A 21413-nucleotide genomic window follows, 5' to 3' on the forward strand; every position below is an offset into this window, starting at 1 on the left:
CAACGCAGTTGAACCATTTTGCGGCACAATAAAACCAAGCGACCGCCCAGCGATAAAAGCTAATGCGTTATCCTGTTGTGAGCTTGATCTGCCAAGTCGTCTAAGTCGGCTTGAAGCGTCACTAACGTTTCCGGCAGAGACGGATCCGTCAGGTCGACTTGCTCGTCATCCAACAGCTGTAGTTTATCGACCGCTGGGCTTGCTCCAAAATTAGCGGCCATGCCTAACAGCTTATGAGCCATGAACGAAAACTGCTTTGGATCACCTGCTTCTTTGGCAGATATTAGTTCAGCGAATTGCTGCTGATATTTCTCGCAGTAAACCAGCAGTAGCTTCGTCCGAAGTTCTTCCGGATAGGAAGCGAGTGGATCGCTGACCGTTTCCTCGTCGAAACGCTCTTTCGCCGTCGCGTTGAAATCGAAGTCTCCTTCCGGCAGTGATTCGCCAGGTCCTGTTAAATGGAGAACCGAGCGTAACCCCGAAAGGGTCACTGGTTTAGTCAGGAAGCCATCCATTCCGGCGGCTTCCGTTTTCTGACGGAACTCGTCGGTTGCATGGGCGGTCAGGGCAATCACTGTGGGACGAAGACGATCGGAATCCAAACAACGGTCGAGCAATTTCTGAAAGAAGTCGAAACCACTGCCATCAGGAAGTTCAAGATCAAGCAGAATAATTTCAGGCCACTTCTGGTCAACCTTATCAAAGGCATCGCCAATTGAAGTAGCGAATCGATGAGGCACCGCCATTTCTTCAAGCATCGAACCGATCACAAGACGATTTGCCTCGACGTCTTCGACTACCAACAAGTTGGCTTTCGACAAAGACAACATGACTTCCGCAGGGGCCGACTTATCTTGCCGCCACTGGTCGGTTTCTTGGATTCCGTCAAAAGACTTTTGAAAGGGAATTTCAAGGATGAATGTCGTCCCGGCACCAAGCTGACTGACAACTCGTAGGCGTCCCTGCATTGCTTCCACCAATCGGTAGGCAATGCTCAAGCCCAACCCCGCACCACCGTGCTTGTCACGATCGCCTTCGGCTTGCTTGAACGGTTCGAAAATCGACTTCTGATCCTCGGCGGAAATGCCTGGCCCCGTGTCAGTCACCGTCATATTGATGAGAACTTCGTGCGCATGGTGCCGCTGCACTTCCGCTTCGACCAGCACTTTCCCTTCACTCGTAAATTTCAGGGCATTCTGGATCAAATTGACAAGAACTTGCCGGAGACGGTTTTCATCTCCCAGCACCCACAAATCGAGGTCTTCGGAGACCGTCAATTCCAGCTTCAAGCCACGCTGCTGGGCCTGATACGTGAACATCTCCACGACTCTGGCGAGGATATGCTTGGGATTCAGCGGCTCGTGCCGAAGCTTCAGATCCGCGTCAATCTCTAACTTCGACATATCCAAAAGGTCGGTAAGCAGGCCCATCAGCGACTGGGCGGAATCGTGAATGGTATTGAGCAGCTTTTTCTGATTGTCGACCAGACGACCGCGGAGAAGCACTTCAGATAGCCCCAGAATGGCATTCATTGGGGTACGCAGTTCGTGACTCATCTTCGCCAGGAAGCCCGTCTTTTCCTGGTTAGCGGCCTCGGCCGAATTCTTAGCCATCTCGAACACTTCGGCATTTTCTCGCAGGCGAGTAACCATCCGTTGAATCTGAGTGACCGCTGGCCGAAAGATAAACAAACCCTCGAACAGGAGCACCACCAACGTAATCAGCAACAGCCCCCGCTCTACTTGCTTCAAATTAGCGACGCGGCTCTCGGCCTCTTGATCGCAGGCGTAAACAATCTGGTCCATGCCGTCCAGAAAGTCTCCCTCGTTCGCCAAAATAGTCTCTAGTGCCGGCCCAATTTCCTGATTGTCTTGCTCCACGACCTGGGCAGAAAGAATCGTTGCTGCTGCCTTACGTATCGCTTGAAAACTGGGCTCTAGCTCGGCAAATAACTGGGTAACCGTTTCGCTGTTGTTGCCTGGTAACCCCAGATCTAAGTTACCCTCTTGAAGCCCCTGGTGAGAGGTCTCCCACAGCTGGAGAGACTCGCGAAGTTCATTTCGGGCTGCCGTTCTTTGATAAGGATTGTCGCTCGTTTGAATTTGCAGGCCGAGCTTCGTGATCTTTTGACTCAACATCCGCTGACGTCCGGCGATGTTGATCAGGGTGGAATCACTCAGTTGGCGTTCTAAACTTTGCTGAACTAGAAATTGCCCCAGAATGGTAAGCAGGGCAACAGCACTCAGCGCAAGCACATACAGAATGGTTAATCGATTCGCGGAAGACCTTGCAGTGGGAATGCCTTTTCCCGGATCGGTCATGGGATTAAACCGTGCTCACGAACTCTTCGATCGCCAGCCCAAGGTAGTGGATCTTCTTACGGAGACTAGTACGTGTTATACCCAGCATACGGGCAGCCTTGGCCTGATTACCAGATGTCTTCCGAAGAATAATGGTCAGGACGTGACGTTCCATCTCCATGACCGAATCGGCATAGAGGTCGTTTGACCCGGCCTCCATCTTCTCCATGATGAAATCCTCCCAGTCACATACATGAGAAGAAAGCATCTTTGTTTCTAAACTGTCGTCTTTTCGGTGCATATCTCGCAAGGCATTCCGCAGATAATCGCCCGCAATTACGGTTCCCCGCGATTCGATCAGTGCTCGGCGAAGTACGCTGCGAAGTTCTGCAACATTGCCTGGCCAAGGGTAATCAGACAACAATCTCAAGGCTTCCGGAGATGTGCGGACCGCCCCAGACTGGGCAATTCGTTCTACACGACAAAACTGCCCTACGAAATGATCTACTAACTTAGGCAAGTCGGCACCACGTTCGCGAAGTGGTGGAATGCGAATCAAGAAGGCGCTGAGCAGGTAGAACAAGTCATGTCGGATCACCCCTTCGGCCGTAAGTCGTTCGGCATTTCTGCTGGAAGTGAAGAGGAGCGTTGTATTCACCTGAACCGGATCGTGGCCGCCAACCCGCTCGAAGGTCTTGTCTTGGATAAACCGTACCAGCTTGCTTTGTAGCGCCTGCGGAATCGCAGAGACCTCTTCCAGCAAGACGGTCCCGCCATGGCATTGTTCAATCTTGCCGATACGGCGTTCGGTGGATCCGGCCAACACACTGGCCTCGTGCCCGAACAGCTCGCTTTCCAGCCACTCGGCGTTGAAGTCGCTGCAAACGACTTTCACAAAGGGACGATCTTTGCGTCGCCCATGCTGGTAAATCGCTCGTGCCACCAGTTCTTTCCCGGTTCCAATCTCCCCTTCAATTAGTACGGGGACATCGTGCGCCGCAGCTCGCCCGATGGCTTTGTAAACTTCCTGCATTTCCGGGCACTGACCAATCAGATGATCTGCGCCGTCGATCATCGGATCGACCTGCGATGGCAGTTGCACCGGCATCAACATTAATCGGCGGCTCTCGAGTGCCTGCTGGGTCTTTTCAAACACCTTTTCGAGTTGCAGCGGTTTAGCAAGGAAGTCGAATGCGCCTTGCCTCATGGCCTCGATGGCCAAATCGCTCGAATTGCGTGCCGTGACAAAAAGAACCGGCAGTCTGGCATCGATTCGATTGATCCGTCCAAGGATCTGCAGACCTTCTCCGTCGGGAAGCAAATGGTCGAGAATGAGCACGTCAGGCCGAAACTGCACAAGCTGTTGCAGCCCGGTAGTCCCTGTTTCCGCATGCTGGACACGAATATCTTCCTGGCTCAACGCCGTGCTAACTACTGTCGCTACGTTGGGATCGTCATCAATCACCAAGACGCGGCGTTCACGTTTCGTCCCGAGATAATTTTGCGTTGTCAATTTGGTGCAGTATCAAAGAAAACAGAGAGGTTCCGCCCGTCCAACCCAGCAGATGGAATCAATGCATGCAACTGATGTACCAGCGGCCTTGGTGATCACCGCACCTACGCCACATCTACATACTGAGACACAACTTACGAAACCAACATTTAAAATGCACGCGTATAATTTTCCGCAGTGCCTAATTTGTTACGTGATACGTGCGCTCTTTTTAGGCACGAAAAAAGGGATGGCGATCGTGTCGCCATCCCTTGTAGGTATCGTCTTCGATTTCACAGTGATTCTTTAAAACCGCAGGCTGTACTGGGTCCAGAAGAAGTCAGCGTCTCCATCATACACGGCCGGGTTCAGGGCGTTCTGATCCTGGAAGTAGGTGCCGGTGAAGAAGTGCGAGTAACCAAAGATAATGTCCGAACGTGGCGTCAGTTGGCACTTGGCTAGGAAGTCAATTTCCTGACCCAAGTAACGCGATCCATCAGGAGTCGTGTTCGGATACGGATTGTTGGTCACCGTGTAAGGGACGTCATCCGAATCTTGTCGATTGAAGAGATGGTACCAGGCAATCAATGTCCACGCATCACAAGGCTTGGCCGTCAACTGAACATTGAAATCTTCGATATTGTTCCGGGCAAACAAGTCCATCCAGCCCAAGTAAGCGTGCCCCAGTGGGAACAATTGATTGAAGCCGTTGCTTGGGATCGCGTCGCCGGATGCCCAGTCGTAATAGACCATGACTTTAGGCTTCCAGCCCATTTCCTGAAACTGATGACCAAACCCGATGGTGAAGAACCCAGCATTGTGGTTGGCACCCTGGTATTCGCCCGTTTGGTAGCCACCTTCCAGGTCGTAAATGATTGAGTGCTTCTCGCCATTGACCCGGCTACCAAAGGTTTGATAACGAAACGGAGCAGCGTTGTTTTCGTATCCCAACCAGTACAGATCGACCGTACCAAGTTCACTCTTTTTGTAGGTCGTCCATAGGCCGTAGAACGATTGGTCCTGGTTTTCCGAGTCCCAGTCGTGCAAGTCTTTCTTCAGCGGACGAGTCAGGAAACCGTCGATATCTAAAGCATCGCTACGGTAGTAGGCCTTGAAACCGTCGAAACGGCGACGAATGTTCGACCAGTCCAAAGGCGAAACGAGTCGCTGGCTGCCGTACAGCAATTCCTGTCGACCAACGCGGCCATACCAGGCTCCGTCACAGGTGTCCCACAACTTCCCATCAATAAAGAAGTTGTTCATTTCCCAATAGTTTTCATCAATCGGACGCGGTGGAGCCGACTCGAATTCACTGACGCCATGCAGCATTTCCGCATAAACGCGTAGGTTTTCCGTGACTTCGTAATTCGCATACAAACGCAAACGATGCAGCAAAAAGTCGTCATCAACGCCGTTGAGATACGGCTTCATGTTTTGTTCGTGATGGTATCGCGCACGATATTCACCGCCAATATCGAGAACGCCGCAATCGCCCACGCACATCCGCTTTAGGTCTTCGCCCAGCAGGCAACCGTCGTAGCAAGGATCGCACAGATAGGTGAAGTCGTTGTCAAAATAAAGCGGTTTGTAGGCACTTGCCGCCTTCTTGTTTAACTCGGCAACCTTCTTGGGGTCGCAACAGGCTTCGCCTGAGGTTTCCATCGTTGCCGATTCGGCATACTCGACGTTAGAAGTGCTCGTGGTAGTCGGTACCGCCAGAATCATGTCCGAAGGCGAAACTGGCTCGTCAGCGAGACGCGTCACCGGAGCATTCTCAAGAAGCGCCGATTGCGGCGGTACAAACTCTTGCGCTTGAAGCGCTAATGGTGTAGCCCCACCAAGACAAACTGCCAGGGCAGCCAGCCATGAGGTCATGGAATGGGTCATGGGTCGTTGTTCCTTCAACGAATGGTCTTTCCGCAGGTCAGTCCGTTTAGTGGGGTATTGCACATTTCGTCCTTGGTGCTTGCGGTTCTACAGGGGATTTAGGAAGGATGCCGCAAATACGTCCTTTGATGGTTCGATTGGACAAGCATTGTCCGCAAGTGGTGCCAGAATGCTCGCGCGCAGCGTGAGCGAGCGCAATTAATGCGCTACACGGTTGCTGCATTTGCTGCCTGGGGTTGCAGGCAGGCGCGATCAAATCCTTTCCTCCTACTGAACACACTCAGAACGTAACCCTTTACACATAAGTGTGTTACGGAGTGATCACGTTCGTTTGGCACACCCATTGCGATTACATCGAGTGCCGCGTCAGTTTGGGTGAAATGCGCATCAATGCCGCTCATTGCACCGTTGTTGAAATCATCGCCCCCTCCGTTACACCGAATCACTTGCAGGAATCGAGCATGAACAGGACCGGACTTTGGAATCGCCACGCACTGGCAGCAGGAATGCTAGCAGCCATCTTGTTAGCAGGCTGCTCGCAGTCAAAACCAACCGGCCCAAGCCTGGACGAACTTGATCTAAGCTCTTTAGCCGCCACCGTTGACGCCGAGGGAAGTAAGGCCGCCCAGCAGCCCAACGCAGCCACGACCGAAGTCGTCACCACGCTTGCCGCACCCGAAAAGAACAACTTGAAGCTGGGCTTTATCAAGTTGACCGATTGTGCCCCGCTGGTCATCGCCAAGGAGAAAGGCTTCTTCGCCGACGAAGGACTGCAGGTCGATGTTGAAGCTCAGCCAAACTGGAAAACCCTGCTCGATCGCGTGATAAATGGTGAGCTGGACGGAGCCCACATGCTGTCGGGACAACCGATTGCCGCGACGATCGGTATCGGGACCGAGGCCCACATCATTACCGCGTTCACCATGGACTTGAACGGGAATGGGATCACCGTCTCGAACAACATCTGGCAGAAGATGCAGGAGAACGATCCGAAACTGAAGAGCCCTACCCCGCCCCATCCGATTACGGCCGATTCGCTTCGTCCGGTGGTCGACGAGTACAAAGCAGGCGGAACGCCTCTAAAGATGGGCATGGTCTTCCCCGTTTCCACGCACAACTACGAACTACGTTACTGGCTCGCCGCGTCCGGCATTCACCCCGGCATGTACACCGAGAACGACACCGTCGGTGAAACCAACGCCGACGTACTGCTTTCAGTTACGCCGCCGCCGATGATGCCCACCGTAATGGAAGCCGGCAATATCCAAGGCTACTGCGTCGGTGAACCCTGGAACCAGCAAGCCGTCGCCAAGGGGATCGGTGTTCCGGTTACTACCAACTACGACGTCTGGAAAAACAACCCCGAAAAAGTGTTCGGCGTTACCAAACGCTGGAACGATGAAAACCCCAACACGCACGTTGCGGTCGTCAAAGCATTGATTCGCGCTGGCAAGTGGCTCGACGAAACGGACGACAGCGGCAAGCTGGTCAATCGGGAAGAGGCCTGTCGTATTCTGGCCAAACCGAACTACGTGGGGGCCGACTACGAAGTCATCAAAAACTCGATGACCGGTTTCTTCTACTTCCAGAAGTCGGACAAGCGACCGATGCCTGACTTCAATGTCTTTTTCAAATACCACTGCACCTACCCCTGGTATAGCGACGGCGTGTGGTTCCTGACTCAGATGCGACGCTGGGGACAGATCAGCGAACCCAAATCAGACCAGTGGTACGACGAAACAGCGAAGAAAATCTATCGTCCTGACATCTACCGCAAAGCGGCGGAAACGTTGATTGCCGCCGGCGAGTTAACCGAAGAGCAAGTCCCGGCCAAAGATACCGACGGATACAAGCCACCGACAGAAAAGGGAGATTTCATCGACGGGGTGGTCTACGACGGACACGACCCGACAGGCTATCTCAACGCTCATTCCATTGGCAACAAAGATAACTAACCGCGTAGTGGGGTGGCCGGAGGAGGCGTAGGCGGAAGCCACCTCCGGCCCGTTACACCACGCCAGCGATACCCACGACACCGATCAAACCGTACGAAAGAGTCGCATGAAGTACAAAATCATTCGCATACTGGACGTCGCCGGCCTTCGCGTCTTCGAGCCGGTCGTGCTGCTTTGCTACGGCGAAGACCCCAAGCGTCAGCTCAAAGAAATTGGCCTCTATATTGCCATTCCTGTTCTCGTGATGGTTGCCTGTGTGGTTGCCTGGGACCAAATCGGCCCCCGCATTAAGACCCGCGCCGGCGAAGTCCCCACGCCTGGCCAGGTCGTTAAAGCCTACGATGGCATCGCCGATTTCCACAATCGCGAATACACCAAGGTCAGTGACTACAACGAAGCAGGCGAAGCTCGAGAAAAAGTACTTGCAGCGACTCAGGCAGAAATCGAATCGCTGGACGCAAAATGGGAAGCAATCAGCCAGGAAAACGACGACCTCCTCAATCAGCTGCTGGCCAAAGTTCCCGCAGATGCGTCCGCCGAAAAGACAAAGATCGAAAACGACTGGAAGAAACTTAACGACGACCTGGCCACATCCGAGGCCACCGCAACCGATGTCGCTCGTCAGCAGTTCGCATTCGTCGAAGGTATTTCAGCACGGTTTGTCTCGGCCAGCTTGTCGAAACTATCTAATGCGGTAAGCCAACAAGAGCAAGCCTACAAGCAAGAGCAACAAACGCGAGCCCAAGCCCTGGTAGCCGAGGCCGACAAGATTGCCACCGACGATACCAAGCAAAAAGTCAACTACGTTCAATTGGTCAATCAGCATCTGCAAAAGACAAACGAAGAGAACGAACACCTCAAGTCGCTCAGGGTCGAACTTTCCGAGCGTCGTGGTAAATCGCTTCCGGAAGTGGAAGCGTTAAGACAGCAAATCAGTTCTACAGGTCAAAAGGCCGGGTTCCTCGATACACGCGTTAATTTACTGACCGAAGGCAACCGCGAGCAAAAGGTCGCCAAGGCCGAGTCCGAAATGGAAGACCTCAAGCGGCAGTACGCCACTGCCAGCGGTCCCGAGATGTTCACCTTGGCTCAGCAATTGATTCAGCGCGAAGAACGAATCAACACGATTGCCGGATCAGAGTTCGCTAAACCGCCCACCTTTTTCGACCAAATCTGGACGAGCCTCGCTTGTGTGTTCGCTGGCTTCTTCATCGCCACAGCCATCGCCATACCGATTGGCGTGTTCTGTGGCATGAGCCGAGTCTTCATGGCCTCGATGACTCCGCTGATTTCGCTGTTCAAACCGGTCTCCCCCATTGTCTGGCTCCCGATTGTGTTCTTCATCGTGGGGGCGTTCATCACACGGCCCGACGAGTCGTGGATTCAACCGTCATTCCTCAGTTCTGCCATCACCGTCGCGTTATGTTCGCTCTGGCCGACGCTGGTCAATACTGCCTTAGGGGTCTCGGCAATTGACCAGGACCACCTGAATGTGGCGCGAGTTTTGCGATTGGGCCTGTGGGATCGCCTGACCAAGATCATCATCCCTTCCGCCCTGCCGCTGATTTTCACTGGTCTGAGAATCTCGCTAGGGGTTGGCTGGATGGTACTGATTGCTGCAGAACTTCTCTCCAGTAGTCCTGGCCTCGGGAAGTTCGTGTGGGACATGTTCAACAACGGGTCGTCGGCCACGTTCGCACAAATGTTTGTTGCCTGCGGTTTTGTGGGCGTCATTGGGCTATTGCTCGATCGAGTCATGATCGTCCTGCAACGCATGGTCAGCTTCGACGGCGCTCCGACGGCTCTGTAAAGCATGATTGCCAACGTCATACCTAAAGGAACACGCCACATGGCAATCCTCGAATTAGACAACGCAACGGTCGGATTTGGTGAATCGCACCGTCGATACACGGTGCTCGAAGGAGCCAATCTGAAGGTGCACGAAAACGAATTCGTCGCGATTATCGGATTCTCTGGCAGCGGGAAGTCGACGTTGATTTCCCTGCTGGCCGGCCTGCTGATGCCCGATGAAGGGGCAGTCCGCTTCAAAGGTAAGCAAATGAAGGGCCCTGGCCCCGATCGTGGAATTGTTTTCCAAAATTATTCTTTGCTTCCCTGGCTGACCGTTCATGGCAACATTGAACTCGCCGTAAAGCAGGTCTTCCCCCGGATGGCCCGCGGCGAGCGTCGCGATTACGTCCAGCACTATATCGACATGGTCAGCTTGACCGGCAGTGAAGCCAAGCGTCCTTCCGAGCTATCCGGCGGGATGCGGCAGCGATTGTCCTTAGCACGCACGCTATCGATGCAGCCGGAAGTGTTGCTGTTGGATGAACCGCTGAGCGCCCTAGACGCGCTCACGCGAAGCGTTCTACAGGACGAGATCATCCGGCTTTGGGAAGAAGACCGTCGCACGGTGGTGATGGTCACCAACGACGTGGACGAAGCCGTGCTCATGGCAGACCGCATCGTGCCGCTCACGCCGGGACCTGCAGCCAAGCTGGGGCGTGAGTTCCCCGTCACGCTCGATCGTCCTCGGGAACGAGCCACGCTGAACTTCAATCCCGAGTTTAAAAAACTCCGCAACGAAATCACACGCTACATGATGGGGATCAACGAAGACGCCAAGCAGCTGCGGGTCGCTTCGGATGTGGTCCTTCCCGATGTCGAGCCCATTCGTATCGGCATCGCCTAACGTTCACCTAAGGAAACGTCATGTCACAAGAGAATCGCTTCGTCGAAATGTATCGCCTCGTCAAGGCATACCCCAACCCTTTCGGCGACGACGTGAAAGTGGTCGATGGCTTCAACCTGATCCTCAAGAAGGGCGAAGTCGTCAGTCTGATCGGTCACTCGGGTTGCGGCAAATCAACTGTCTTGACCATGGTATCAGGGCTCAATCCAATCTCCTCCGGCAGCGTCGTAGTGGCTGGTCGGGAAATCGCAGGTCCTGGTCCTGACCGGAGCGTGGTGTTTCAATCGCCGTGCCTGCTGCCCTGGATGACGGCAATGCAAAACGTGCGGATGGGGGTCGATCGTGTCTATCCACACGCATCCCGCACCGAGCGACGCCAGATCTGCGAGTACTACCTGAGCATCGTCGGGCTGGCCGATTCGATGGACAAGTACCCCCGCGAGATGTCTGGTGGGATGCAGCAGCGTGTCGGCATCGCTCGGGCAATTGCTCTCAAGCCGAACATGCTTTTACTTGACGAACCTTTCGGAAGGCTCGACTCGCTCACACGGATGGAACTGCAAGACGTCATCTTGCGGATCCTCGACAAAGAAAAGATCACCACAATGCTCGTCACGCATGACGTCGACGAAGCGATCTACATGGCCGACCGCATCTGCATGATGACCAACGGCCCCAACGCCAAGGTTGGACAGGTACTGGAACTCCCGTTGCCGCGTCCTCGAAATCGTGCCGATACGCTCGAGCACCCACTGTATTACGAGCTTCGCGGATCGCTGGTTTCCTTCCTCGAAGAGCAGGAACGTCACAAACACCACAAGCCCAAGGCGACCGAGCCTGACGAACCGGCCCCTCCAATGACCGTGACACTGTCGGAAGAAGAAGACACGACCGCATCCGAAAACGTCACCGCCAACGCTTAACATTTCACGAGGTACGAACAGGACATGACGACTACGATCGCACCTTCGGTGTTGACCAATATTTCGGTCTGGGTTCACAACGAAAACGCCGGACAACTTATAGCTGCATGCGGCTACCCTGCGGCCCCCGAAGGTCCGCCAAACCACGACCTGATTCAACAGGCGATCAGCGAGCGACGTTCGGCGATCCGTAGCGTGGGGGAAGACACGCTTGAAATCGCTTTACCAATTCTGATCACTAACGAAGTCGTTGCCGCCATCTTGTTTACCGTGCATGCAACGGACGATTGCAAGATTGCCTTGGAACGCTGGTCGCGTACCGATCGCGACGAACTGGGACTTACCGAATCGGCCTACCGAGGTCTCCAGCACTTCGAGACAATCAGCCCTTACGTCAAGTTTCCGCGCGGCTCTGGCCTGCCGGGCGAGACCTGGGATGATCGCAAGTCGCGCATCATTGCTCGCATCGATCAATCGAAGGCGTTCATGCGTGCCGCAGGTGCTCGCAAGGAGGGGCTACGTTACGGCCTGGGTATTCCGATAATGGCCACCGAGCACGAACTGGAATGCGTTCTGGTCATCCTCAGCACGGTCGACTTCCCCTTTCAACAGGCCATGGAAACGTGGCTCCCTAGCGAAGACCAAACAGAACTGTCGCTTGTCCAGTCGAGCTATGCCGTCGGTATTACCCCGCCCCCAAGGTCGGCCGTCAGCTATGGCGAAGGAATCGTCGGCCAGTGCTACGCATCGCGCATCCCAGTGATGATGCATAACGCAGACGACGACGCAACGCTTGTTCCGTTATTCGACCAGGGCGCACGCTTTGCGTTGGCCTTGCCGATTTTCAACGGCGATCGATTGGTTCAAGTTCTTACTCTCTGGGGCTAACCAACGGAACCCGCATGGCCATTGGCGAACATAATCAGGAACCGCAAATCGCATCAGAATTCAATCTGGTGGAAATGCTTTTATCCGAACAACGCGACTTGTCGGCCGTTGAGAGATTCTCGCAGCGGCACGACCAACATGCCGATCCACTATTGGCTCCGACCTATCGCGAGTTGATCCCCCTTAGCGAGCCCGCCCCCGGCGAACAGTACGCGTTTGAGGTCAATCTCGACACGTGCTCTGGCTGCAAAGCCTGTGTGGTGGCCTGCCATAACATGAACGGGCTTGAAGAATCCGAGACCTGGCGCAACGTCGGCATGCTGCAAAGCTCGATCCCCTCGAAGCCGGTCGTGCAGCACGTGACGACCGCGTGCCACCACTGTGTCGATCCTGGCTGTCTGTCGGGTTGCCCGGTTCAAGCCTACGAAAAAGACCCCAAGCTGGGCATCGTCGTGCATCTCGACGATCAGTGCATCGGCTGCAAGTACTGCACGCTGATGTGCCCTTACGATGTCCCCAAGTTCAGCGAGGCCAAGGGCATCGTCCGTAAGTGCGACATGTGCCGGCATCGCTTGGCCGAAGGGGAAGCACCCGCGTGTGTTCAATCGTGCCCTAACAGCGCCATCAAGATCACCATCGTCGACCAGGCCGTCATCCGCAGCGAAGCGAAAGAAGGGCAATTCCTGCGCGGGGCTGCCAATCCTAGAATCACTAACCCCACCACTCGTTACGTGGGCAAGTACCGCCTGGATGCCGAGATGGTTTCGGCCGGAGCCCAGGAAGTGGTGCCCAACCATGCCCACCTGCCTCTGGTCGGTCTGCTGACGCTCACTCAAGCCGCACTCGGCATGTTGATCGCCAGTGCAGTTTGCCAGTTGCTGGACGTAGGGGGTATGGTCAGCGCGGTCCTGGCGACACTCGCCGCGATGGTAGGCCTCGCCGCATCGGGGGCACACCTTGGTCGACCCATGTATGGTTTCCGAGTGTTCCTCGGTTTACGAACTTCGTGGCTCAGCCGCGAAGCCGTCCTTATGCCTGCATTCGCCGGGCCGCTGGTGGGTTACGCGGCGTCTTATTTCATTCCATTTCTGGAACCGTTTCGTTCCATGATGGCGTTAGCGGCCATAGGTGGCGGGGGCATTACCATCTTTTGTTCTGCGATGATTTACATCGTCACCAAACGTCCGTTCTGGCAGTCGTCGATCACGTTCAGCAAGTTCGGCACGACGATTGTCTTATCTGGCCTGGCGGCGTTGAACCTGGAAAGTGCATTGGCCGGCCAACCGCCATCGATGCTCGGCTTAACGCTTATCATCGCCACGACCATGGCCCGCCTGGCGCTCGAATACCAACTACTTTCGCAAGTAACACTACCGACAACCGACCCCATCGCACGCTCGGCGCGGTTGCTACTGGGCCCGCTCAAGTCGTTTCACCTGGCACGCGTGGGCCTGTGGGTTTTCGGCGGAATCGTTTTACCGGCGATTCTTTTGACCCTTACAAGTCCTGCTTCGGTCGTCTGTGCCGGGCTGGCATTGATCTTTGTGGTGACCGCCGAATTGATCGACCGCGGGCTCTACTTTGCTGCCGAATCCACTCCGGCCATGCCGAATTTACCCAAGTAAAAGGAGGCTCTCATGTCGACCGCAACGCCACCCAATCGGCTGCAACAGTTGATCTACGCCAAGGATGGTAGCCTCACACGGGACCTGCTGCTGCATCCTGGGGAATATGGCCTGGGAAAAGTTCCCGTCGGAGCAAAGCCTGATGCCACGACCACCTCGGTCTGCGGATTCTGCTCGACAGGTTGCGGGCTAGAACTTCACATGAAAGATGGTCAGGCCGTCAACCTCAGTCCCTCGGTCGACTGGCCGGTCAATCTAGGCATGGCATGTCCCAAAGGCTGGGAGTCCCTAACTGTCCTCAAAGCTAACGACCGTGCCACGCGGCCGATGCTTAAAGGACCAGATGGCAAGCTGGCACCGGTCTCGTGGGACGAAGCGATGCAGACCTTCTGCACGCGTTTCAAGGATATCCAAGCCCAGCACGGCAACGACTCGGTCGCGTTTCTCAGTACGGGGCAAATCGCGACGGAAGAAATGTTCTTCCTCGGTTCGCTCGCCAAGTTCGGTATGGGGATGCTGCACGGCGACGGCAACACGCGGCAATGCATGGCCACTGCCGTCGTATCGTACAAGGAATCGTTCGGATTCGATGCACCTCCGTTCACCTACGCCGACTTCGAAGAATCTGACGTACTGGTCTTTGTTGGTTCCAATCTTTGCATCGCTCATCCGATCATGTGGGAAAGGGTTCTCCGAAATCCTCACGATCCGAAGATCATCGTCATCGATCCTCGCCGGACCGAAACGGCTGTCGCGGCGACCCACCATTTGCCGCTACGGCCCAAGACCGATATGGCGCTGCTGTATACGATCGCGAACGTGCTAATCAAAAAGGGTTGGATCGATCAGTCGTACATCGACAATCACACCAACAGCTTCGATCAGTTCCAAGCCCATGTGGCCGAGTACCAACTGGAAGACAGCCTGGTCAACTGCGGGCTCGACCCTGCCGCCGTCATGGAAGTGGTCCAGGCCATTCACGATGGAAAACGGGTTTCTTTCTGGTGGACTATGGGGGTCAATCAAAGCCACCAAGGGGTCCGCACCGCCCAGGCCATCATCAATCTAGCCCTGATGACTGGCAACATCGGTCGCCCTGGCACCGGAGCCAACAGCATCACCGGGCAGTGCAACGCGATGGGTTCGCGTCTGTTCAGCAACACGACCAACCTATTGGGCGGTCATGATTTCACCAAAGAGCAAGACCGCCAGAAGATCGCGGGCATCCTCGACATACCGGAGACCCATATCCCGACCGAAAATAGCTGGTCGTACGACGCCATCATGGAAGGCATCCGACGCGGCGATATTCGCGGCCTATGGGTGATTGCTACCAATCCGGCCCATTCGTGGATTCATCAGCAGGAAGCCAAGGAAACGCTCGACAAGCTCGACTTCCTGGTCGTTCAAGACATGTACGATTCGACCGAAACGGCCGTTCGAGCCGATCTTCTTTTGCCAGCCGCTGGCTGGGGAGAGAAAGAAGGGACGTTTATCAACTCGGAGCGTCGCTTTGGCTTGCACAAGAAAGTGGTGTCGGCCCCTGGTGAAGCGTTGGCCGATTTCCAGATCTTTCGCCTGGTGTCTCACTACTGGGGATGCGAGTCGATGTGTGCCGATTGGAAAACACCCGAAGACGTTTTTCAGGTGATGAAAAAATGCTCTGAGGGACAACCCTGCGATATCACGGGAATTCGTGACTACCGGATGCTGGACGATGCCCGCGGCATTCAGTGGCCGACCAAACAAGACCAAAGCAGCGGCGACGATTGGCTGCCGTTGCCACAACGACGGCTGTTTGAAGATGGACAATACTTCCACGCCGACGGCAAGGCACGCTTCATTTTTGAACCACCGGAAGCACCCGGCGAAGAGCCTTGCGACGCCTTCCCGCTACGTCTGCTGACCGGCCGAGGCACGGCGGCCCAGTGGCATACGCAAACCAAAACATCCAAGTCAGCCGTGTTGCGGACGCTTTACTCGACAACCCTTCTTGTCGATATCCACCCGCAAGATGCTGACGCGTTGCTGATAGAGCCTCACGACTGGGTCCAGGTACAATCGGCGCGAGGAGAAATCCGAGCCCGGGCCAATGTCACCTCGAGCGTCCAGCCAGGGCAAGTCTTCCTGCCGATGCATAACGAGGTGACCAATCAACTGACGTACCCTCAGTTCGATTCGTACTCGCGTCAACCTTCTTACAAAAACGCGGCCGTCCGGATCGTGAAATCAAGCTAGACAGCCATCTTGTTCTGCGGCTGGAAGCGATAGAAAGGGCATTGAGAACGATACCCCAGACAACCTCTTCCTGCGATCAGGAAGAGGCCGTTTTAAGTATAAGAAGGTTGGCTGCTTAACGTCGATCGCGTCCGCCACCACTGCTGCTACCACCGCCACCACGGCGACGACGACCACCACCACCACTGTTGCGACCGCCACGTTCGTGAGGCCGGGATGGTGGGGCGTTCTCGTGACGCTCGATGTTCTTATCCACCATTGCGGTCAACGCATCGGTCCACGAAGGGATCTTGCTGTGACGGTCCTTTGGCTTTTCCGCATCGTCGGAATCGCTTCGACCACGGCGTGGGGGCCGACGCCGACTTCGAGGAGCATCTTCATTATCGTCGTCGTCATCGTGGTCGAGATCGACGTCGAGATCGAGATTCATGTCGTCGTCATCGTCATCCTCGTAGTCGTCTTCTTCCGAGCGGCTAGGACGACGGCTGCGAGGTGCTTCTTCTTGCGATGTTGAATCCGATTCGGATGCCTTACGCGAACGACGGCGACGTCGGCGACGACGCGTGGGTCGCTGCTCGTCATCGGAATCAGAATCGTCTCGGCTGGAACGCGAGTCACGGCTTTCGACTTCGTCGTCCAGATCTTCATCCAGGTCATCGTCGTTGTTAGCCGGCTGACGAACCTTGACTTCATCTTCGTCACTGCGCGGGCGACGACCACGTCCGCGACCCCGGTTCCGACCGCGGCCCCGGTCTCTTCGCGACGATCGATCGTCTTCTTCGACGCGATTGTTGGGCTCGTCTTGATCTTGTTCGCCGGTATCGACATCCAATGTGTCGGTTTCGTCGGTCCCTTCATCCAGAAAGATTCCGTCGAAGCCTTTAAAGTCGTCGTCGCTCGTTGCGCGGGACTTGGGCGCCGAGGTGCCCATGATCTTGGAGGCCCGTGTCTCTTCGGGCGAACGCTCCAGGGGCTCCTTGAAAGCAGCCAGGTGAGGGCTTTCCGCTTTCTTGGGCTCTCTCTTAGGAGCAGCGGGCTTTTCCGCTTTGACGATCACCTTGGGCTCTTCGACGACCTTTGCGACTTCCTCAACAACTTCTTCTTCGTCGTCGTCTTCCTCTTCTTCTTCGGAAGCGGAAAGGCCGAGCATCGAGGAGAGGGAAGCCCAGTGACTGCGTTTCTTAGGCTTCTTCTTTTTCGGTTTAGGAGCCTCTTCGGCTACGACTTCTTCGGCTTGAGCGACCGGCTCTTGGTGCGGCGGCTCGACGATCTCTTTATTGTCGGCAGGGCCATCGGCAACCTGCGAAAGCTCGTCTTCAGGCTCAATCGCGTCCTGAAACGCATCTTCGGCTGCCTCGATATCGGTAGTAGCCGCTTCTTCGGTTGGTTCGCCCGGAGGTGGGCTGGCCTGCTTCTCAGCGGCCTCTTTGGCTGCCAATTCTTTCGCAGCGGCTTCTTCGGCCGCTTGCTGCTCAGCCTCTTTAGCAGCAGTTTCGGCTGCTTCGGCTTTTTCGAGTTCGTCTTGAGATATGGCGCCAATTTGGGCGGCGAGAGATAGCCAATGCCCAGTTTTGTTCGAATTGCTCATGTATTACGTTAACGATTGCCCGAGTTACGGGCCATGCCTTCCTGCATAAAGGGGATCCCCCGCCCTAGGTAATTACGGGCCAATTGTGGCTCTTCGCGGCGACCTCACGCTACTTACGACAATTTTTGTGGTCGCCAACCCGGATGGCGGGGATGCTTGCATAGTCTCGCCTATCATACCGTGGGGGCAGAATCTTGGGAAGGTGATTCGCTGTTTGAAGATACGACACACCACCCGCAACCCGAATAAGCTCTAGAACCCTCAAGAACGCAAGCAAGCCGAGTCCTCTCGCGAAGGACTCGGCTTGCTAAATCCCCCTACGGATTGCCGATTATTCGGTCGGATACATCGAGAACGTACCGTTATGCGCCACATTAAACAGGGGGCGATAGTAGTTCTTGCCCGCACTAGCCGCGCTGGCCGCACGAGGGTACCAAACCAAGTTGATTCCGATATTCCAGGTTTCACAGGCACAAGGATCTCCGTCATCTTCGTTGCTATGACGAGGGACCAGGTACAGGAAATTAGTCTCCACAGCCAGGCTTTTGGTGATCGGCACGTTCAGGTCCGCACCCAGCAAACCGAGTTCATTGTCGGTCCAGCCGCCTGAGAATCGCATTTCGCCTCCGCAAACGTCCAGCGGAGTCCGGTAGAAGAACGCGAACATATTATGAGGTTGGAACGATTCATCGACGAAGATCGGTGCGGTACCGCCCGGCAAGTTGATCTGCTCGTCGATATCGCTCGTTTCGTCCGAAGCGGTAAACCAGAAGCCGAACTCGCCTTTGCACTGAAACTTCCAGCTGAGTTCGCCGCGGATCTGGCTGGCATCGATGTCGTAGTACCAGTGATCGCTCATATGGTCGTAAACAAGACCACCCTGCCAGCCCCAGTCGACGCGGCGGAAAAAACCGGCGGTCAAGAAGAACTGATCTCGATGATCTTCAGTAAAGCTTGCTCCGTGCAAGTTAGCATTGGTCCCGTTCACGCCCAATTGAACGCCGAAACCATTATCTCTCGAAAACAACGGAGCACCCCAGTTCACGCCGTACAGAAAACCAAAGCTTCCATCCATGCCTGCATTCAAAGGGCCTTTGAAGCCTTGAACACCGGCTCGGAACGAGAGGTTTTCCAGCGGTAAATTGAAACAGAGGGGAAAGCAGATCGTTGGGCAACAAGGGCCGCACGAATCGCACGTGTCGCTGCCACAACTCGTTCCACCTTGGCAAGACGAACAGCCGGGGCCGCCTTGATAAGTCGTGGGGTTGTGAATGCCAGCCACAGCATGGCCTTCCATCACAATTTCCCCTTCCATGGGCATCGTGCCGGAAGCATCGTGCAAGACCGAGTAATCCACCGTATCAATGTCGCCGGCTTGCACCTTGGAGGCAACATAGCTGGCTCGTGCAACCCGCTGCCGGGCCGCGAAGACCCGATCTTGATCGGTCGAGAACAGGCTCCGAATCGCTTTAACAGGCGACGGAGGACGATTGTAGTCATTGGAAACCACATCCTGCAGCTTTGCAGGTTCACGTGGTTCTGCTGCGGTCGCGAGATCCGCATTCATGCTGCCGCACGCGGCGGTTAGCAAGGTCAGAATCCAGGGGAAGACTCGCATGGTCTTTCCTTCCTTCAACAATTGAAACACCGAGGGGGGGACGGTTTACGGAAGCGCAAGACTGCGCTGTCCGCATCTAGGTATCGGCACCGGCAAAGTCGACACTTTCGGAAAAGTCGAGATAATCCGCAAAGTTTTCCCAGTTCGCCGAATGGCAGAGGCAACAGTAGCTACGCAGTCTTCCCAGACAACCCCTTTGGTTACCCTGTGGAATGATAGGTGGTTTGGAAAGGGAATGCCGGTCGATCTGGTTATTCTGTTTTTTTGTGTGGTAACGACTCGATAAATGATTCCATCGACGAAAACTTTTCCTTTGCCATAGCGCGTCACCCGGACGCTTTTACTTTCGAGAAGGATCTCAACCGATGAAAACGCAACTTCTGGCTGCCGCTGTCGTGCTGGCTACCAGCATCCAAGCCTACGGACAATCTTGTGGTTGCGAGAGCAACCATGTTGCCACCCGTTCTGTTGCTAGTTGTGGGTGTGACCGTTGCTGCACACCTTGCTTCAACCCACTAGGCGAACTGGTCGAAGGGGTTGGCTTTACGCTGAAGACTGGCGCTTGTGCCGTCAAACGCGGTGTACATAGCCTGTTCCACCCGATTCGATTTAACGGGTGTGGCTGTGATACGACACCTTCGTGCGGCAGTTCGTGCGGTTGCGATACTTGCGGCAGTGGATCGAACTGGGATGGCTACCATTCGCACCAACCCGGTGTGGAATACATCGAACAAGGCCATCCTTCGGTGCCGACCATTCCCGGCCCTCCGATGACCCCGACCTCGGAACCCACCCTCATGCGCGAACCAGGCAAATGGCAGCCGGTCGGCACCCAGGCCAAACGATCGAGCAACCAGGTTTCCCACTACTCGAAGCGGGTCGCCGCGAAACCCACCACGCGATCAGCGACCTATTACGCTCCGACGCCAGCCAAGTAATCGCCCCTTACTAGCTAGCCAAGCGGCGTCCTGCCAACTTAAAAAGGGGAGTCCCACTGGACTCCCCTTTTTGCATGCGCTGATACGTTTTTCGCGATGAGGTGCGTTCTAGATCAGATCGAGAACTTGCCCAAGGTCGGCGATCAGATCGTCCGCCGCTTCCAGTCCCACCGAGATCCGGATCAGCTCATCTTTGATCCCATGCGCCAGGCGGTCGGCTTTGTCGTAGCTGGCATGCGACATCGAAGCGGGTTGCTCGATCAACGATTCAACCGCGCCCAAGCTCACGGCCAGCTGAAACAACTGTGTCTGCTCGCACACCTTCTTCGCGGCCGCGAAACCACCTTCAACCTCGAAGCTCATCATCGCCCCGAAACCGCCGTCCATCTGCTTGGCGGCGATGTCGTGTCCGGGATGAGACTTCAGGCCAGGGTACAGAACTCGGGTAACCTTGGGGTGATCGTTAAGATACTCGGCGATTTTCTGAGCCGTACGGCATTGCTCACGAACCCGCAGTTCCAACGTCTTAATCCCGCGTGAGGCCAGAAAGCTGCCGAACGGATCGAGCACGGCCCCGGTCGCGTTTTGAATGTAGTAGAGCCGATCGAAAAGCTCTTGATCCTTCACCACCAAAGCCCCGCCCAGCACATCGCTATGGCCGGCCAGGTACTTGGTGACCGAATGCTGCACGATATCGATGCCCAATTCCAGTGGCCGCGTCAGTACCGGCGTGGCAAATGTACTGTCGACACCCAGCAGCACGCCGTGCTTCTTAGCAACCTGAGCACATGCGGCCAGATCGGTGATCGACATTAACGGATTGCCGGGGCTTTCGACCCACATCATCTTCGTGTTGGGCTGAATCACCGCAGCCAGGTTCTCCGGGTTGGTCGCATCGACAAGCGTGATCGAGATGTTGTTTTTCTGCGTGATCTTGTGCAGCAAACGATACGTGCCGCCATAGATATCGGTGCCGGCGACGACATGATCGCCAGCTTCCAGCAGCATTGTCGCACAGTGCGTCGCGGCCATGCCGGAAGCAAACGCCAACGCTCCACAGCCCCCTTCCAGTTCAGCGAGGGTGGTCTCTAAATTCTTGCGCGTCGGGTTGCCGCTGCGCGAGTAATCGAACTCGCCCCACTCCCCTGCTCCAGGCTGCACGAACGTGGAAGCGATATGAATCGGCGGAACAACGGCCCCGGTTTGTGGGTCCTTCTTGTTGCCGACATGGATGGCCCTAGTGCGAAAATGCATGGCGGATTCCCT

The 21413-nt window shown here is 55.4% G+C and carries 14 protein-coding genes; 8 read left to right on the forward strand and 6 right to left on the reverse strand.

All coding sequences use genetic code 11. From position 1 onward, the window contains the following. Positions 1-59: 59 nt before the first annotated feature. From HOV93_RS05410 to HOV93_RS05420, 3 genes are all read right to left on the reverse strand, one after another. The gene (locus HOV93_RS05410; RefSeq protein WP_207395443.1) at positions 60-2321 is read right to left on the reverse strand and encodes an ATP-binding protein; all 2262 of its coding nucleotides are present in this window, start codon (positions 2319-2321) and stop codon (positions 60-62) included. A 4-nt stretch (positions 2322-2325) separates the two neighbouring features. After that, positions 2326-3813: a sigma-54-dependent transcriptional regulator gene (locus HOV93_RS05415; RefSeq protein ID WP_207395444.1), complete on the reverse strand. Its 1488-nt coding sequence runs from the start codon at positions 3811-3813 to the stop codon at positions 2326-2328. 285 nt (positions 3814-4098) lie between these two features. Beyond that, positions 4099-5679 (reverse strand): alginate export family protein, encoded by a 1581-nt coding sequence (locus HOV93_RS05420; protein WP_207395445.1) that lies wholly within the window; start codon positions 5677-5679, stop codon positions 4099-4101. Positions 5680-6140: 461 nt separating this feature from the next. Here HOV93_RS05420 and HOV93_RS05425 point away from each other — a divergent pair, with 461 nt between their 5' ends. From HOV93_RS05425 to HOV93_RS05455, 7 genes are all read left to right on the forward strand, one after another. After that, on the forward strand, positions 6141-7634 hold the full coding sequence (locus tag HOV93_RS05425) for a CmpA/NrtA family ABC transporter substrate-binding protein (protein ID WP_390813879.1): 1494 nt from the start codon (positions 6141-6143) through the stop codon (positions 7632-7634). A 106-nt stretch (positions 7635-7740) separates the two neighbouring features. Next, positions 7741-9444: an ABC transporter permease gene (locus HOV93_RS25645; protein ID WP_235989830.1), complete on the forward strand. Its 1704-nt coding sequence runs from the start codon at positions 7741-7743 to the stop codon at positions 9442-9444. Between the two features lie 39 nt (positions 9445-9483). Then, entirely contained in the window at positions 9484-10329 is an 846-nt protein-coding gene (locus HOV93_RS05435) for an ABC transporter ATP-binding protein (RefSeq protein ID WP_235989832.1), read from the forward strand. Positions 10330-10349: 20 nt separating this feature from the next. Further along, positions 10350-11252, forward strand: coding sequence for an ABC transporter ATP-binding protein (locus HOV93_RS05440; RefSeq protein ID WP_207395447.1), 903 nt, complete (start codon positions 10350-10352; stop codon positions 11250-11252). A gap of 24 nt (positions 11253-11276) precedes the next feature. Continuing rightward, positions 11277-12140 (forward strand): GAF domain-containing protein, encoded by an 864-nt coding sequence (locus tag HOV93_RS05445; protein ID WP_207395448.1) that lies wholly within the window; start codon positions 11277-11279, stop codon positions 12138-12140. 14 nt (positions 12141-12154) lie between these two features. After that, positions 12155-13765 carry a DmsC/YnfH family molybdoenzyme membrane anchor subunit gene (locus tag HOV93_RS05450; protein ID WP_207395449.1) on the forward strand — a complete coding sequence of 537 codons (1611 nt, stop codon included), beginning with the start codon at positions 12155-12157 and terminating at the stop codon, positions 13763-13765. Between the two features lie 12 nt (positions 13766-13777). Beyond that, positions 13778-16003, forward strand: coding sequence for a molybdopterin oxidoreductase family protein (locus tag HOV93_RS05455; protein WP_207395450.1), 2226 nt, complete (start codon positions 13778-13780; stop codon positions 16001-16003). Between the two features lie 115 nt (positions 16004-16118). Here HOV93_RS05455 and HOV93_RS05460 read toward each other — a convergent pair whose 3' ends face one another. Together HOV93_RS05460 and HOV93_RS05465 are read right to left on the reverse strand one after the other, a co-directional pair. After that, positions 16119-17591 carry a hypothetical protein gene (locus HOV93_RS05460; protein ID WP_207395451.1) on the reverse strand — a complete coding sequence of 491 codons (1473 nt, stop codon included), beginning with the start codon at positions 17589-17591 and terminating at the stop codon, positions 16119-16121. Between the two features lie 331 nt (positions 17592-17922). Continuing rightward, on the reverse strand, positions 17923-19209 hold the full coding sequence (locus tag HOV93_RS05465) for a DUF6666 family protein (RefSeq protein ID WP_207395452.1): 1287 nt from the start codon (positions 19207-19209) through the stop codon (positions 17923-17925). Between the two features lie 365 nt (positions 19210-19574). Between HOV93_RS05465 and HOV93_RS05470 the strand changes: the two genes are divergently transcribed. Further along, a complete protein-coding gene (locus tag HOV93_RS05470) occupies positions 19575-20147 on the forward strand; it encodes a hypothetical protein (protein ID WP_207395453.1) in 573 nt (190 codons plus the stop codon). Between the two features lie 108 nt (positions 20148-20255). Here HOV93_RS05470 and HOV93_RS05475 read toward each other — a convergent pair whose 3' ends face one another. Beyond that, positions 20256-21401 (reverse strand): trans-sulfuration enzyme family protein, encoded by a 1146-nt coding sequence (locus tag HOV93_RS05475; protein WP_207395454.1) that lies wholly within the window; start codon positions 21399-21401, stop codon positions 20256-20258. Positions 21402-21413 lie beyond the last annotated feature (12 nt).

Source organism: Bremerella alba, from assembly GCF_013618625.1.
Lineage (GTDB): Bacteria > Planctomycetota > Planctomycetia > Pirellulales > Pirellulaceae > Bremerella > Bremerella alba.

Coding starts and splice junctions, on each gene's coding strand:
- HOV93_RS05410 (WP_207395443.1), bottom strand. CDS start 2,321: ATGACCGATCCGGGAAAAGGCATTCCCACTGCAAGGTCTTCCGCGAAT.
- HOV93_RS05455 (WP_207395450.1), top strand. CDS start 13,778: ATGTCGACCGCAACGCCACCCAATCGGCTGCAACAGTTGATCTACGCC.
- HOV93_RS05440 (WP_207395447.1), top strand. CDS start 10,350: ATGTCACAAGAGAATCGCTTCGTCGAAATGTATCGCCTCGTCAAGGCA.
- HOV93_RS05475 (WP_207395454.1), bottom strand. CDS start 21,401: ATGCATTTTCGCACTAGGGCCATCCATGTCGGCAACAAGAAGGACCCA.
- HOV93_RS05445 (WP_207395448.1), top strand. CDS start 11,277: ATGACGACTACGATCGCACCTTCGGTGTTGACCAATATTTCGGTCTGG.
- HOV93_RS05420 (WP_207395445.1), bottom strand. CDS start 5,679: ATGACCCATTCCATGACCTCATGGCTGGCTGCCCTGGCAGTTTGTCTT.
- HOV93_RS05425 (WP_390813879.1), top strand. CDS start 6,141: ATGAACAGGACCGGACTTTGGAATCGCCACGCACTGGCAGCAGGAATG.
- HOV93_RS05450 (WP_207395449.1), top strand. CDS start 12,155: ATGGCCATTGGCGAACATAATCAGGAACCGCAAATCGCATCAGAATTC.
- HOV93_RS05465 (WP_207395452.1), bottom strand. CDS start 19,209: ATGCGAGTCTTCCCCTGGATTCTGACCTTGCTAACCGCCGCGTGCGGC.
- HOV93_RS05435 (WP_235989832.1), top strand. CDS start 9,484: ATGGCAATCCTCGAATTAGACAACGCAACGGTCGGATTTGGTGAATCG.
- HOV93_RS25645 (WP_235989830.1), top strand. CDS start 7,741: ATGAAGTACAAAATCATTCGCATACTGGACGTCGCCGGCCTTCGCGTC.
- HOV93_RS05470 (WP_207395453.1), top strand. CDS start 19,575: ATGAAAACGCAACTTCTGGCTGCCGCTGTCGTGCTGGCTACCAGCATC.
- HOV93_RS05460 (WP_207395451.1), bottom strand. CDS start 17,591: ATGAGCAATTCGAACAAAACTGGGCATTGGCTATCTCTCGCCGCCCAA.